This window comes from Nocardia coubleae NBRC 108252 (assembly GCF_001612805.1).
GTDB classification, from domain to species: domain Bacteria; phylum Actinomycetota; class Actinomycetes; order Mycobacteriales; family Mycobacteriaceae; genus Nocardia; species Nocardia coubleae.
In genome coordinates, this window is record NZ_BDBD01000018.1 from 424,776 (window position 1) to 438,483 (window position 13,708).

Genomic DNA, 13,708 nt, shown 5'->3' on the forward strand with positions numbered 1-13,708 from the left:
ACAGCCGACTTACGCGGCAGGGTGGGCACGTCCGCCGAGCCGGGCCGGAGTGTCGTCGTCCATGGTCGCGAAGAATTCGCCGAGCACGTCCACGAGCTGATCCACCGAATCCGCACAGAACAGCACCGGCTGGTAATGGGTGATGTCGTAGCTGATGGTGCCCATCTGCGCCACGTCGAGCGGGCGCAGCGTCGCCTGGCGGAATTCGTCGATCTCGCCGTAGGACGACAGCAAACCCGCACCGTAACAACGGATCTGTCCGTCTTCGCGAACCACGCCGAATTCCAGCGAGAACCAGAACACGTCGGCGAGGAACTTCAGCGCGGCATCGGTCTCCAGCCGCCCGACCGCCGCGCCGACGGTCTCGTACAGACTCGCGAAGCGCGGACTCGCCAGCTGGTTGGCGTGCCCGATGATCTCGTGGATCGCATCGGGTTCCGGGGTGTACAGCGGGGCCGAATGGTGGCGGATGTACTGGGTGGAGTGGAAGGTGCGGTCCGCGAACGAACCGAAGAACTCGCGCAGCGGGACAAGCCCGGCGGCGGGTACATACCGGAAACCGGTGAGCGGATGCAGCAGCCGTGAGACGTCGTCGAGCTGGGGGATGTGGTCGCGCGGCAGGGCGAGCCGGGCGGCCGCCTCGCGCACCTCGCGGCAGGCGTACACCTCGTGCTTGCGGGCCAGCTCGGCCGAGGCGATCCGCCAGACCTGCTGTTCGTCGTCGGTGTAGTCGATGTGCGGGACGGGGTTGCCCGGCCGGTAGTCGAGGGCGAGCGCGGCGATGGCATTGCGCCTGGTGCGGTAGTGCTCGTCGCCGACGCCTGGGTGGTCGTCACTCAGGTGCACAGTGACGTCGCCGTCGCGCTCGCGCGTCACCGGCGAATACAGCTGGGCCTCGGTGAACATGCCTCAAGGCAAGCACCGCTGGCGCGTCGCGACAACACACCGGTGCGCAACTACGCAAACTGCACAGTTCGCCCGCCCGAATTCGGTAACGACGCGGTGAAACGGCGGACGCGCCGACCGCGCATCGCGCAAGATTGCGTTTGTACCCGAGGAGGATGCTTGCGAAGCCTGCGGATAGATCTCGATCAAGAACTGCTGGATGCCGCCGCCGAGATCATGGGCACGGCCGACAGCAACACCACCGTCAACGAGGCATTGCGGCGGATCGTCGTGCACGAGCGCCAGCTGCGCAACCTCGAACGGCTGATGGCCGACTCGGTGTTCAGTCCGGAACCGCACGATATCGACACGGATTCGCCCGCGGTGGCTGAACGGTAGCCGAATCTGTCGGTGCCCTCTGCGAACATCGGTCTCGTCACCGATGACGTAGGGGGGAATGTGTCGGTACCGATCGCGAATCTGCCCGTCGCCCAGCGCCCGCGTGAGCGTTTGCTCGCGCTCGGCCCACACGTGCTCACCGATACCGAATTGCTCGCGCTGCTGCTCGGTCAGGGCACGCGCGGGCAATCCGCGCTCGAACTCGCCGCTCACCTGCTCGCCGAATACGGCGGCCTGGCCGAACTCGCCGCCGCCCGCCCCGAGGAGCTGGCGTCGCAGGCCGGGATCGGCCCGGCCAAGGCCGCCGCCGTGATCGCCGCGTTCCACCTCGGCACCCGTTCCCGAACCAGCGAACCGGTTCCGAGGCTCACCGCACCCGACGACATCGCCCATGCCGCCGCCCCGCTGTTCGCGGGCGCCCGTGTGGAACGTCTGCTCGTCCTGATCTGCGACACCCAGAACCGCCTGCGCCACCGGGTTTTCGTCGCCGAGGGCGCCATCGACCACGTCGCGGTCCCCGTCCGCGAAATCCTCAACACCGTCCTGCGCCACGACGGCCGGGCCTTCGCCGTAGTCCACAACCACCCCTCCGGCGACCCCACCCCCAGCCCCGACGACCGCCGAGCCAGCACCCTTCTCTACCAGGCCGCCGCCACAGTCGGCCTCCGCTACCTCGACCACGTCGTCATAGCGGGCGAGAACTGGGCGACGGCCGCACCGTATCCGTGACGGTCTTGTGGCACGTCAGCCGGTGTAGCCGAAGACCGGGTAGTGGTCGCTGTAGTCGGTGTAGGTGTAGGTGGTGCCGTCGGCGGTGACGCTCCAGCTCGGGCTCTTGGCTCGGCGGGTTTCGTTGACATAGCGGTCGGGCACCGGGTGGCCCTTGATGGGGAGCACGTAATCGAGGTGCTCCGAGGCGTATTCGGGGCCGTACTGGTCGCGGCAGACGGAGTTGTCCGCGCAGTCCCAGGAGAAGGCGTGACCGGTGTGCTGGGGGCCTACGGCAGCGAGGTCGGCCAGCATGGCGCCGTATTCGGGACTGGATTCGATCACGTTCATATCGCCCGCCACATACACCGGCTCATCGGCCGGAATCCGCTCCGCCGCGAGGAAGGCCTTGATCTGTGCGCGCTGTTTCGCCCGCACCTGACCGGGCTGGCCCGAGCTGCACCCGTCGTCCTCGGACTGCATGTGCGTGCCGATCACGTGCACCGGACCGCCGGGCGCGGCGAGCTTCACATACGCGAAACCTTTGTTGGAGAACCAGTCCGCGCCACACGCGTCCTTGTACACGAACTGCACCTTGCGGCTGATCGGCCACCGGCTCGCGATCGCGACACCGCCGTCCTCGGGTGTGGTTGCGGAGTACGAGCCCTGGGTGGCGTCCCAGCCGGAGCGGGTTCGGCCGACCACCGGAGTCTGATTCGGGAAGTCCCGCTTCAGGCTGTTCAGCAACTGGTCGCCCGCCTCGTTGTGGAACAGCTCTTGGAGAACCACGACGTCCTGTCCCGCGAGGACGTTCTGCTGCGCGATGAGGTCGGCGCGCTGCTCCTGCCCCCAGTTCGGGTAGAGCGCCTCGGCGAGCATGAAGACGTTGTAGGAGGCGATCTTCGGATCGGACTTCGGCGCCGCGTCCGCGGGGACGGCGACGGGCAGGAGGGCGGCTGCGCCACAGACCACGGCGAGCGTCAATCGTTTGAACATGAGGCAGTTTGGTCACATGACCAGTTCTGCGACGACCGCTCGAGCGTCCCGACATCGAATCGTTACACGGAACGTAAATTTGTAAGCCCTGGTTCAGGAGCTGTTGGTGCCGAATGCGGCCTATCGATACCGGGCGGCCGCGTCGAGGACGGCGGCGCGATAGGAGCGGCCGAACAGGACGGCGTGAACCAGGAGCAGGGGAAGTTGGTGGAGTGGGATGCGCTGCTGCCACCCGGCCTCGAGCTGATGGATTTCGTTGTAAGCGGCGAGGATTCGGGAGAGATGGGGTGCGCCGCCGAAGAGGAAGAGCGTGGCCAGATCGGTTTCGCGGTGGCCACCGTGCGCGGCGGGATCGATCAGCCATGGGGTGTCCGACGGGCCCCAGAGAATGTTGCCGGGCCACAGGTCACCGTGGATCCGCGACGGCGGTTCGGCGGGGGCTTCGAGGTGGATCGACTCGACGGTGGTGGCATCGGCCGGGTCGAGTGCGCCCGCATCGACGGCGAGCCGCAGGAACGGAAGGATTCGGCGCTGCCGGAACCAGGTCGGCCAGTCGTAGCCAGGGGTGTTGTCCTGCGGCAGGCTGCCGAGGAAACCGTCGACGGGAGCGCCGAATTCGGCCGCGCCGGCGTTGTGGAGCCGAGCCAGTCCCGCGCCGAATCGTTCGGCGGCGGCCGGGGATGGTTCGGCATGGTCGACCCATTCCATGAGCAGCAGGTCGTCGGAGACGGCGTAGACCTCGGGGATCGCGACACCGCCCGCCTCCCGCAGCCAGCGCAGACCGCGTGCTTCGGCTGCGAAGAATCCCGGCGGGGCGGCAGCCGGGGCGCCGTCGGTGGGCGCGGCCGAGATCCCACCGGGCCAGGTTTTGAGGAACAGCTGGGTGCCGTCGTCGAGGCCGATGCGCTCGGCCACCGCGATCGACCCACCGCCGACCGGGGTGGTGCGCAGGCGCTGATGCGCGAGGAAGGTCGGCAGCAGGTGCGGGTTGGCTCGCAGGTACGGCAAGTCCACGCCGCCATCTTGCCCAGCGGAGTCGGCGCGCGCACGGATTCACGCCATCTCACCGACCAGGTTTCATAAACAGGTATTACTAAAACCTGTTCACAAATGGGTGCGGCGTGGTTTCATCGATTCGAACGTGTTCTACATCACGTTCTGGAGTCAGCCGAAGGAGACACCGTGACCAGCACCGATATCCCCGCGGGATTCGATTTCACCGATCCCGACCTGCTCGCGCAGCGCCTGCCGATCGAGGAGTTCGCGCAACTGCGGCGCACGGCGCCGGTCTGGTGGTGCGCGCAGTCCGACCGGGCGAGCGGCTTCGATGACGGCGGCTACTGGGTGGTGTCGACGCTGGCCGACATCAAGGAGATCTCGAAGAACCCCGAGGACTTCTCCTCGCACGAGAACACCGCCATCATCCGGTTCAACGAGGAAACCACCCGCGAGCAGATCGACATGCTCGGCAACATGCTGATGCTGAACCTGGATCCGCCGCAGCACACCAAGATCCGGCGCATCGTGTCCAAGGGGTTCACCCCTCGTGCGGTGGAGAACCTGCGTGCCGCGCTCACCGAACGGGCCGAACGCATCGTCTGGGAGGCCAAGAAATCCGGTCGGGGCGATTTCGTGCAGCAGGTCGCGTGCGAGCTGCCCCTGCAGGCCATCGCCGAACTGCTCGGCGTGCCGCAGGAGGACCGGATGAAGCTGTTCGACTGGACCAACCAGATGATCTCCTACGACGATCCGGAGTTCGAGGGCAATCACCACACCGCCACCGCCGAGGTGATGGGCTACGCCTGGAACATGGCCGAGCAGCGGCGCGGTTGTCCGGCCTCCGACATCGTGACCCAGCTGGTGAACGCCGATGTCGACGGCGAGCACCTCGGCTCCGACGAGTTCGCCTTCTTCGTCATCCTGTTGGCGGTGGCAGGCAACGAAACCACCCGCAACTCGATCACCCACGGCATGAAGGCCTTCGTCGACAACCCCGAGCAGTGGGAGATCTACAAGGATCAGCGGCCACGCACCGCCCCCGACGAGATCGTGCGCTGGGCCACCCCGGTGCACGCCTTCCAGCGCACCGCGACCCGCGATCTCGAGCTGGGTGGACAGCAGATCGAGAAGGGCCAGCGTCTCGGATTGTTCTACAGCTCCGCCAATTTCGACGAGACCGCCTTCACCGACCCGTTCCGGTTCGACGTGCTGCGCAATCCCAATCCGCACGTCGGGTTCGGTGGCACCGGAACTCACTACTGTGTCGGCGCGAATCTCGCCCGCCTGGAGATCGACCTGATGTTCAATGCCATTGCCGACGCGATGCCGAACCTGCGTCAGGTCGCCGAACCGGTGCGCTTGCGCAGCGGCTGGCTCAACGGCATCAAGCGGTGGGAAGTCGAATACTCTTGAGCCCGAACAGCAGCGAGGGGGTGGGCGGTTGACGGCCAAGGCACGTGGCCGGGCGCCCGTCGTGGCCGACGCCGATATCCGGCGGGTCGCGCGGGCGCTGCTGGCCGAGCACGGCCCCGACGCGGTCACCTTGCGGGCCATCGCGCGCGAACTCGGCGTCACCGCCCCCGCGCTGTATCGGCACTACGACTCCCGCGACGAGTTGATCGAGCGGTTGCGGGTGGAATTCTGTGCCGACCTCGCCGACAACCTGTCGGCGGGCATCGCGGACCTGCCCGACGACGGCGCCGTGCAGTTCCTCGCGATCTGCCGCGGTTTCCGGCGGTGGGCGCTGGCCAACCCCAGGGAATTCACCCTGGTGTTCGCCTCGCCCACCTCCAGTCGTGCCATGCTGCGCCGCTTCGACGAGCCCTTCGGCCGGATCTTCCTCGCTGCGGCGGGCCGGTTGCTGGCCAGTTTCGAGATCGCCACTCCGCCAGGCGAATCCATCCCCGTCGAACTCCGCGACGACCTCATCGACTTCCAGACCGAACTGCTGGCCATGCTCTCGGATTCGGGCCAGAAGTTCCCCGCCGAGAAATTGGACCTCGGCGTCACCTACGTGATGGTGCAGACCTGGGTTCGCCTGTTCGGCCACGTCACCCTCGAGGTGTTCGGCAACTACCCGATTCCCCTCACCGACCCCGAAGTCATGTTCGACACCATGCTCGCCGACCTCGCCCGCACCACCGGTTTCGCGTGATCACCGCTGAGCGGGCACGCGATCCCGCGTCGCCGGAGTGAGGGAACCCGTCGCCCAGATCGCGAAGCCGATGTACAGCAGCTGTTCGGGGATGCGCTGCCACAGGGGAGACGCGGGTTCGCCTGCGAAGGTGACGTTTTCGACGGCCGCGTAGATATTGGCGGGCAGCAGCAGCACGAACAGCGGTACCAGCGCCCAGCCGGCGATCCGGCGCGTCCGGGTGAGGATCAGGCCGACGGCCGCGAGCAGTTCCAGCACGCCGGTGAACAGCACCATGAATCCGGGGAACGGAACGAACGACGGAACCATCGCAACCAGGTCGTCGTAATTGGGCATCACGGTGACGCTCGACGGCATGAAGTGGGCGGAACCGGTCATCATCAGCATGACCGCGAGTGCGTGCGCGGCAGCTGCCGGCCAGGTGGCGAACCGGCTGATGCCGAGTGCTCCCAGTGCGCGAAAGCTCAGGAGCGAGACGAGAAGAACGATGACGATCACGGTGACTCCATAGTGGATAGTGGCACTGTCTATTATGGATAGTAGCGCTATCTACTCGTTCGTCAAGTCCATCCGCGTGCCGCCGAGTGGTGCCGCGCCGCGATTAGTTCGGTGCCCGCGCACCGTCGTAGTAACCGACACACTCACCGCACACCGAGGAGAAGTACCGATGAGGAAGATCACCGCCGGTCTGTTCATGTCTCTCGACGGCGTGATCGCCGACCCGCAGGACTGGCATTTCCCCTACTTCGACGACGCCATGGGCGCCGCGGTCGACGCCCAGCTCGGCAGCGCCGACACACTGCTGCTCGGCCGCGTGACCTACGACAGCTTCGCCGGCGCATGGCCCGGCCGCGAAGCCGAAGGTGGACCGGACGCCGACTTCGCGAAAAGGCTCGGCGACGCCCGAAAACTCGTGGTCACCCATCAGAACCCCAACTTCTCGTGGCGTAACTCCGAGCGCCTCGACGGCGAACTGACCGAGGCCACAAGTGAGCTGAGGCAGGCCGAAGGCGGGGACATCGCCATCAGCGGCTCGGTCTCGGTAGTCCGCCAACTCCTGGCCGCGGGCCTCCTGGACGAGCTGCACCTCCTGGTCCACCCGATCGTCGTCGGCAAAGGCGAGCGCCTCTTCGAGGACGGGACGACGATTCCACTCCGCCTACTCTCCTCGGAGACCTTCGAGACCGGCGTGCTGCACCTGGTCTACACCAAGGACGACACCACCCCAACCGGCTCCTACGAAGACGCAAAACTCCACTTCACGAAGGATGAGTAACGACAAAGGCCGCCTTCATCCGAAGATGGAGGCGGCCTTCGCGGGAGTTGGGGAAGTCAGCGGGCGAACAGGAGCGCGCACTCCACAACCGGCGGCTTACCGTGGCGTCACCGGGCGCTTCGACAGGGTGGGTACGCCGATGCGATTCGCCGGCCGCGGCTCACGAACCCAGGAAATCGAGGTGCACTATCCGTAACGTCGGGGTGCGCTCATCGACGTAGACCGAACGCTCCATGTGCTCATTGCTCCGAGATGTATACCGCTCCTCCGCGCGCGATATCCGGGGTGAGGAATTCAAGTCCGGACCAGCAATATGTTCAAACCGGGGCGGCATCGGCGGCGTAAAAATTTCGAGAGGCTGCTCAAAATTGGACATTGCGAGCATTGATGCCAGTTGCTCCGGTGTCGCCTCGAGTACGAGAAGATACCTGTCTATCCGTTCTCCCGCACGCTTGGCGAGGAGGACCTTCGTGCCATCCGGAATAATCCAGTCGCCGTAGTTCGCCGCTTCCTGAACAAGTTCTGGCGAAGTCGATGCCTCTATCAGCGGCTTCCCATCTGTGCGTCCGACCGAGACGAAGCCACCGCACCCGACCAACAGGGTCAACGCAACTGATATGCACGCGGAGATAACAGCTCTCTTCGCAGGAATATTCGCAATTCGGAAAATCATATCGACGGCACCACTCGAGTAGGATCCGATCGGTCGCCTTGCCTGCTCTCGGTTCCTTCGTGAATGCTCGACCCTCGCATCGGCAGGGCGCCCTTGTAGTGCTTGGTGGATGAGGTCCCGAACTGGTTGAATTCCTTGGCAAGGCCTGCGGTATGCAGGGAGCCCATCATATTGTCGGTTATTTCGATTTTTCCGAAATTGACAAATTTTCCATTATCCCAGTTGTAACGATCATACATATGGGTCTGATAATACATGTCCACGGCTGGTCGTGTGCCGCCATCTGTTGCCTCGGTGAAGGTGACTACCCCAGTTGAGCAAACCTCAACTGCCGCCATCGCAAGGAACCAATCATGACTGTGGTCCTTCGTTATGGCGTAACCTTTCCATGGGACTTCAAAAGTTATCGGAGAACCAAGGTTTGGGTTATTTTCTTTCAGTTGTTCGATAGCCTCGATCAAGTAATATTCAGCATGATCCTTGACTGAGGGAACGTCTTGCATGACCTTGTCCGGGTCGATATGGTAATCGGTACCAGTGTTTCCGAGATAGTGGCGCATACCTCTCGCCGCATGGGTAAGCCCGAGAACATCAGCTGCGGCTTGACCGGCGAGTGCGATCTTTGCCCATGCGATGTCATCAAGACGTGCGAGGCGGGATTGTGAGTTGTACGGCCCGGCTCCACCGTCGTGCGGCGGCGGTGTGGGCATTCCCGGAATCTGTGGGGGCGACATCAACAACCTCGAATACCGTAGTGGTGAATGTTACGATTCATGCAGAAATCTGAGCTGCGGATGAATCGATGGATTCCTCCTGCCACCAGACGTTGCTACCGTATCCGTAGCGCCGTGTGCCGGGATCAGCGGTGATCTTATCCGGTGCCACGTAATCGGCCGGGTTGAACACAGGCGGAATCCGACCGGGCGTGTAGTTCAGTGCCTGAGTAAGTTTGTCAATAAGACTGGTTATCGCGCTGCGCCTGGCCTCGGCGGCCTGCTTCAATGAATCGACCGCCGTTGTGACTCTCGAACTCACTCCTGGCTGTAGTGGCTCATTGACAAGTTGTGCCCATACTCCGAGTGGGAAGGAATTCTCCCCCTCGGAAATAGTCTCGAGAACTCTACTGCTCATATCCATTGCTTGATTGAGCACCAGTTGCTCTAAGCATATGCCGGCGTTCTCCGCAATTTTCGCCACCGCGTCTAGATCAAGACTGCGCGTGTTTACGGATTGGGCCAGGGTGGTTGCAGTGGTTTCGAAAGAATCTGCCGCGCTGCCCGTCCAATCGGACCTCAACCATCGGGTGCCGCCCGCGATATTTTCGGAGGTCACGAAATCATTGATTCCGAGCATTGCGATTCGCTTGCCAATAACTTCTATCGATTCCCAATCCGCTTCCAAGGGGACGAGGAATTCGCTGATGGGCCTGATTCCCATTGCGATACTCAACGACTCTTCATATGGTGACAGTTGTGCGATCGCTGCTGTGACCACCTGTCTTATTTTTTTCGGGTCATCGGCGACATCCTGCAGGCTCGGCAACTGCAGCCCGCCATATCGTGTGTGCCCTCGGTCAAGAGCTCCCGCTGCAGTGTCTTCATTGAACGCCGACGATGAGAGTGCTCCGAGCGCGCCGGCATTAGAGTCATCCGTCGAGCGGTAGGCCTTCGCTGTTGTCGACAAATCGGAGCCGAGTTGATCGATCGCTACTCGATCCGAGTTGTGGGCAGTCATATAGGTGCTTCGAAAGCTTTCTACAGCTGTAGCCACTGTCGCCATGAGGCCGACCGAGTTCGGGGGAGGTTCAATGGCAGCGTGAAAGCGGGAGGCGTTGGAAGATGAATTCGCGGCTGTCTCGCCGAGGTCTATAGAAAACCCATTCAGCTTGCTAGTTTCAACCGATAGCTCAGCCGGTTCTGTCACGAATTGCCTCCTGTTTGTGGAGTCTGCCAGGGTGGCCAACGTTGTTCGACCATCGATAGCCTCTTCTCGGCGTGGAAGTTCTTCTCCCATAACCTATCCAGGGTGAGATTGGTAAGAGTCCCATCGTCATGGTGTAACCGTCAGACATACGTATCGACAACCGCGTCATTCGATCTCGCCACAAGAAGTGTTGTCATCCATGTTCCCCTTGCGCGGCCCAGGGCGTAATCGACGACAACCATCCGGGCGGAATGTTGCACGGATCAATTCCTGTCGGCACGGCCGCGGCGAAACCACCCGCCGAACCCGATGGACTGGCCGGCCAACGGATCCCCGACGTCCCACACCTGGCCAGCACCGAAATGCCAGCTAGCACAACAGCACTCGATAGCGTTCGCATACCCACCCCACGGCCCTGCCAGCCTAGACTGCCGCCCACGCTATCATCGCTTCTCGGCCATCGTAAGGCTGTGCGCAATCCTCGCCAAAGGCCCACCGTGGCGTCACCGTGCGTTTGAACAACTCAGAGGTTGTTCGAAGACGGGACGACCATTCCCCTTCCTCTGTTCTTCTCGGAGATGTTCGACCGGAGTTGAACTTGCCGCGCGCATCGACTTCGACGGGATGGTCCTGGTCGGGAAGTTTCATCGTCGGAGGATCTGCGGGTCTCAGGTCTTGCCCGATGTCCTGCCGATGGTCGTACACAGCACCCATACGGGCTTGCGGTGGACGGCGCCTACCCAGCTCGATGGCTTGATGGAGCTGAACGACTCCGCGCGTGATGTGATGTCTCGCTATCTGCCGTGGTTCGAGTTCTGCTCGACGATGTGGCTCCGCTCGACCTCGCGGCATTGCGGGCGCGGCCGTCGATGACTACAGCGGAACGACTGGAAGCGCGTGGACGTGCCGCAGGTCGCGCTGAGATGCTGGCCGAGGTGATGACTGCCAAGTTCGGTCCGTTGCCGAGCGCTGTGCACGAACGGGTTCAAGCTGTTGATGCCGACGAGCTCCAAGGGTAGGTCGGGCGGGTGTTCACCGCCGGATCGTTGGCGGAGATTTTCTCCTAGGCGAAAGGAACCAATGGCAAAGGCCGCCTTCATCGAAAGATGAAGGCGGCCTTTGTAGGGACCGGGGGAGGGTCAGCGGGCGAAGAGGAGGGCTCGCTTGACTTCCTGGATGGCCTTGGTGACCTCGATGCCGCGGGGGCACGCGTCGGTGCAGTTGAAGGTGGTGCGGCAGCGCCACACGCCTTCGACGTCGTTGAGGATGTCGAGGCGCTCGCGGGCGCCCTCGTCACGGCTGTCGAAGATGAAGCGGTGGGCGTTCACGATCGCGGCCGGGCCGAAGTAGCTGCCGTCGCTCCAGTACACGGGGCAGGAGGTGGTGCAGCAGGCGCACAGGATGCACTTGGTGGTGTCGTCGAAGCGGGCGCGGTCGTGCTGGGACTGGATGCGCTCGCGGGTGGGCTCGTTACCCGAGGTGATCAGGTACGGCTTCACGGCACGGAACGCGTCGAAGAACGGTTCCATGTCGACGACGAGGTCCTTCTCGACCGGCAGGCCGCGGATCGGCTCGACGGTCATGGTGAGGGTCTTGTCGCCCTTGGGCAGCATGTCCTTCATCAGGACCTTGCAGGCCAGCCGGTTCACGCCGTTGATCCGCATCGCGTCCGAACCGCACACACCGTGGGCGCAGGAACGCCGGAAGGTGAGGGTGCCGTCCAGGTAGGACTTGATGTAGATCAGCACGTTGAGGAAGCGGTCGGTCGGCAGGACCGGCACCTGGAACGAATCCCAGTACGCGCCCTTGTCGTTCTCGGTGCTGAACCGGGCCACCTTCACGGTGACCATGACCGAGCCCTCGGGGACGGGCGCGGGCTTCTGCGTGGTCGGTTCTGCTACAGCAGTCATCAGTACTTACGCTCCATCGGCTCGTAGCGGGTCTGCACCACCGGCTTGAAGTCGAGGCGGATCTCGGAGATGAGCTCCGGGCCCTCCTTGTACGCCATGGTGTGCCGCATGAAGTTCACGTCGTCGCGGTCCGGGTAGTCCTCGCGGGCGTGCCCACCACGCGATTCCTTGCGGTTGAGCGCGCCGACGACGGTGACCTCGGCCAGCTCGAGCAGGAAGCCCAGCTCGACGGCCTCGAGCAGGTCGCTGTTGTAGCGCTTGCCCTTGTCCTGCACCGTGATCCGGGTGTAGCGCTCCTTGAGCGCGTGGATATCGGTGAGGGCCTGCTTGAGGGTGTCCTCGGTGCGGAACACGGCGGCGTTCATGTCCATCGTGTACTGCAGTTCGGTGCGGATGTCGGCCACGCGCTCGTTGCCGTGGTCGGACAGGATCAGCGCCAGCCAGTCCTGCACCATCTGCGCCGGGTTCTCCGGCATCTCGACGAACTCGGTGCGCTGGGCGTACTCGGCGGCCGCGATGCCGGCGCGACGACCGAACACGTTGATGTCGAGCAGCGAGTTGGTGCCGAGACGGTTCGCGCCGTGCACCGACACGCAGGCGCACTCACCGGCGGCGTAGAGGCCGGGGACCACGTCGGTGTTGTTGCGCAGCACCTCGCCACGGATGCGGGTGGGGATACCGCCCATCACGTAGTGGCAGGTCGGCATGACCGGCACGAGCTCCTTGACCGGGTCCACACCCAGGTAGGTGCGGGCGAACTCGGTGATGTCGGGCAGCTTCTCCTCGAGCACGTCCTCGCCGAGGTGGGTCACGTCGATGTAGACGTAATCCTTGTTCGGCCCGGCGCCACGGCCTTCGAGCACCTCGAGCACCATCGAACGGGCCACGATGTCACGCGGCGCGAGGTCCTTGATGGTGGGGGCGTAGCGCTCCATGAAGCGTTCACCGGAGGCGTTGCGCAGGATGCCACCCTCACCACGGACAGCCTCGGAGATGAGGATGCCCAGGCCCGCGAGGCCTGTCGGGTGGAACTGGTGGAATTCCATGTCCTCGAGCGGCAGGCCCTTGCGGAAGACGATCGCCATACCGTCACCGGTCAGCGTGTGCGCGTTCGAGGTGGTCTTGTACATGCGGCCCGAGCCGCCGGTGGCGAACACGATCGACTTCGCGTGGAAGACGTGGATCTCGCCGGTGGCCAGCTCGTAGGCGACGACGCCGGTGGCGACGGGGCCACGGTCGGACTCGGTCATCACCAGGTCGAGCACGTAGAACTCGTTGAAGAACTCGACGTCGTGCTTGACGCAGTTCTGGTACAGCGTCTGCAGGATCATGTGACCGGTGCGGTCGGCGGCATAACACGCGCGACGCACGGGCGCCTTGCCGTGGTCACGGGTGTGGCCACCGAAACGACGCTGGTCGATCTTGCCCTCGGGCGTGCGGTTGAACGGCAGGCCCATCTTCTCCAGGTCCATGACCGCGTCGATGGCCTCCTTGGCCATGATCTCCGCGGCGTCCTGGTCGACCAGGTAGTCACCACCCTTGACGGTGTCGAAGGTGTGCCATTCCCAGTTGTCTTCTTCGACGTTGGCCAGCGCGGCGCACATGCCGCCCTGAGCCGCACCGGTGTGGCTGCGCGTCGGGTAGAGCTTGGTCAGGACCGCGGTGCGAGCCCGGGGACCGGCCTCGATCGCCGCGCGCATGCCCGCGCCACCGGCGCCGACGATGACCACGTCGTAGCGATGTTCCTGAATCGGACGGGATTCACTCATGCGAGGTGGCCTGTT

The 13,708-nt window shown here is 63.9% G+C and carries 15 protein-coding genes; 6 read left to right on the forward strand and 9 right to left on the reverse strand.

Features of this window, described 5'->3' with window-relative positions:
• Positions 1-9: 9 nt before the first annotated feature.
• On the reverse strand, positions 10-906 hold the full coding sequence (locus NCO8_RS19020) for a phenylalanine 4-monooxygenase (protein ID WP_067641357.1): 897 nt from the start codon (positions 904-906) through the stop codon (positions 10-12).
• Positions 907-1,065: 159 nt separating this feature from the next.
• Between NCO8_RS19020 and NCO8_RS19025 the strand changes: the two genes are divergently transcribed.
• On the forward strand, positions 1,066-1,284 hold the full coding sequence (locus tag NCO8_RS19025; RefSeq protein WP_067641359.1) for a type II toxin-antitoxin system VapB family antitoxin: 219 nt from the start codon (positions 1,066-1,068) through the stop codon (positions 1,282-1,284).
• Positions 1,285-1,344: 60 nt separating this feature from the next.
• Entirely contained in the window at positions 1,345-2,013 is a 669-nt protein-coding gene (locus NCO8_RS19030) for a JAB domain-containing protein (RefSeq protein WP_067641361.1), read from the forward strand.
• 15 nt (positions 2,014-2,028) lie between these two features.
• Here the strand turns inward: NCO8_RS19030 and sph are convergent, their stop codons facing one another.
• On the reverse strand, positions 2,029-2,988 hold the full coding sequence (gene sph / locus NCO8_RS19035; protein WP_067641363.1) for a sphingomyelin phosphodiesterase: 960 nt from the start codon (positions 2,986-2,988) through the stop codon (positions 2,029-2,031).
• 120 nt (positions 2,989-3,108) lie between these two features.
• Complete coding sequence (locus tag NCO8_RS19040; RefSeq protein WP_067641365.1) at positions 3,109-4,002, reverse strand: fructosamine kinase family protein; 894 nt, start codon at positions 4,000-4,002, stop codon at positions 3,109-3,111.
• A 168-nt stretch (positions 4,003-4,170) separates the two neighbouring features.
• On the opposite strand from NCO8_RS19040, the gene NCO8_RS19045 reads away from it, so the two are divergent.
• Both NCO8_RS19045 and NCO8_RS19050 read left to right on the forward strand, forming a co-directional pair.
• Positions 4,171-5,400, forward strand: a complete 1,230-nt coding sequence (locus NCO8_RS19045; protein ID WP_067641367.1) for a cytochrome P450 — start codon at positions 4,171-4,173, stop codon at positions 5,398-5,400.
• 28 nt (positions 5,401-5,428) lie between these two features.
• Complete coding sequence (locus NCO8_RS19050) at positions 5,429-6,142, forward strand: TetR/AcrR family transcriptional regulator (RefSeq protein ID WP_067641369.1); 714 nt, start codon at positions 5,429-5,431, stop codon at positions 6,140-6,142.
• On the opposite strand, the gene NCO8_RS19055 is transcribed toward NCO8_RS19050, so the two are convergent.
• Positions 6,143-6,640 carry a DoxX family protein gene (locus NCO8_RS19055; protein WP_157104975.1) on the reverse strand — a complete coding sequence of 166 codons (498 nt, stop codon included), beginning with the start codon at positions 6,638-6,640 and terminating at the stop codon, positions 6,143-6,145.
• A gap of 169 nt (positions 6,641-6,809) precedes the next feature.
• Between NCO8_RS19055 and NCO8_RS19060 the strand changes: the two genes are divergently transcribed.
• Positions 6,810-7,418 (forward strand): dihydrofolate reductase family protein, encoded by a 609-nt coding sequence (locus NCO8_RS19060; protein WP_067641374.1) that lies wholly within the window; start codon positions 6,810-6,812, stop codon positions 7,416-7,418.
• Positions 7,419-7,578: 160 nt separating this feature from the next.
• On the opposite strand, the gene NCO8_RS19065 is transcribed toward NCO8_RS19060, so the two are convergent.
• The 3 genes from NCO8_RS19065 to NCO8_RS30730 form a co-directional block, all read right to left on the reverse strand.
• Positions 7,579-8,091 (reverse strand): hypothetical protein, encoded by a 513-nt coding sequence (locus NCO8_RS19065; protein ID WP_067641376.1) that lies wholly within the window; start codon positions 8,089-8,091, stop codon positions 7,579-7,581.
• Positions 8,088-8,801 carry a hypothetical protein gene (locus NCO8_RS31425; protein ID WP_157104976.1) on the reverse strand — a complete coding sequence of 238 codons (714 nt, stop codon included), beginning with the start codon at positions 8,799-8,801 and terminating at the stop codon, positions 8,088-8,090. Before NCO8_RS31425 ends, NCO8_RS19065 begins: the two co-directional genes overlap by 4 nt.
• Positions 8,802-8,862: 61 nt before the next feature.
• Entirely contained in the window at positions 8,863-10,014 is a 1,152-nt protein-coding gene (locus tag NCO8_RS30730) for a type VII secretion target (RefSeq protein ID WP_167353303.1), read from the reverse strand.
• A gap of 803 nt (positions 10,015-10,817) precedes the next feature.
• Between NCO8_RS30730 and NCO8_RS31430 the strand changes: the two genes are divergently transcribed.
• On the forward strand, positions 10,818-11,033 hold the full coding sequence (locus NCO8_RS31430) for a hypothetical protein (protein ID WP_157104977.1): 216 nt from the start codon (positions 10,818-10,820) through the stop codon (positions 11,031-11,033).
• Between the two features lie 120 nt (positions 11,034-11,153).
• Here NCO8_RS31430 and NCO8_RS19075 read toward each other — a convergent pair whose 3' ends face one another.
• Together NCO8_RS19075 and sdhA are read right to left on the reverse strand one after the other, a co-directional pair.
• Positions 11,154-11,924, reverse strand: a complete 771-nt coding sequence (locus tag NCO8_RS19075) for a succinate dehydrogenase iron-sulfur subunit (RefSeq protein WP_067490793.1) — start codon at positions 11,922-11,924, stop codon at positions 11,154-11,156.
• Positions 11,924-13,693 (reverse strand): succinate dehydrogenase flavoprotein subunit, encoded by a 1,770-nt coding sequence (gene sdhA, locus NCO8_RS19080; RefSeq protein ID WP_133733979.1) that lies wholly within the window; start codon positions 13,691-13,693, stop codon positions 11,924-11,926. The genes NCO8_RS19075 and sdhA overlap by 1 nt, the downstream gene beginning before the upstream one ends.
• Positions 13,694-13,708: the final 15 nt, after the last annotated feature.

Bases quoted from the DNA above. Each gene is read 5' to 3' on its own strand.
- NCO8_RS19020 (WP_067641357.1), bottom strand. From the start codon at position 906: ATGTTCACCGAGGCCCAGCTGTATTCGCCGGTGACGCGCGAGCGCGAC.
- sph (WP_067641363.1), bottom strand. From the start codon at position 2,988: ATGTTCAAACGATTGACGCTCGCCGTGGTCTGTGGCGCAGCCGCCCTC.
- NCO8_RS19060 (WP_067641374.1), top strand. From the start codon at position 6,810: ATGAGGAAGATCACCGCCGGTCTGTTCATGTCTCTCGACGGCGTGATC.
- NCO8_RS19065 (WP_067641376.1), bottom strand. From the start codon at position 8,091: ATGATTTTCCGAATTGCGAATATTCCTGCGAAGAGAGCTGTTATCTCC.
- NCO8_RS31425 (WP_157104976.1), bottom strand. From the start codon at position 8,801: ATGCCCACACCGCCGCCGCACGACGGTGGAGCCGGGCCGTACAACTCA.
- NCO8_RS19075 (WP_067490793.1), bottom strand. From the start codon at position 11,924: ATGACTGCTGTAGCAGAACCGACCACGCAGAAGCCCGCGCCCGTCCCC.
- sdhA (WP_133733979.1), bottom strand. From the start codon at position 13,693: ATGAGTGAATCCCGTCCGATTCAGGAACATCGCTACGACGTGGTCATC.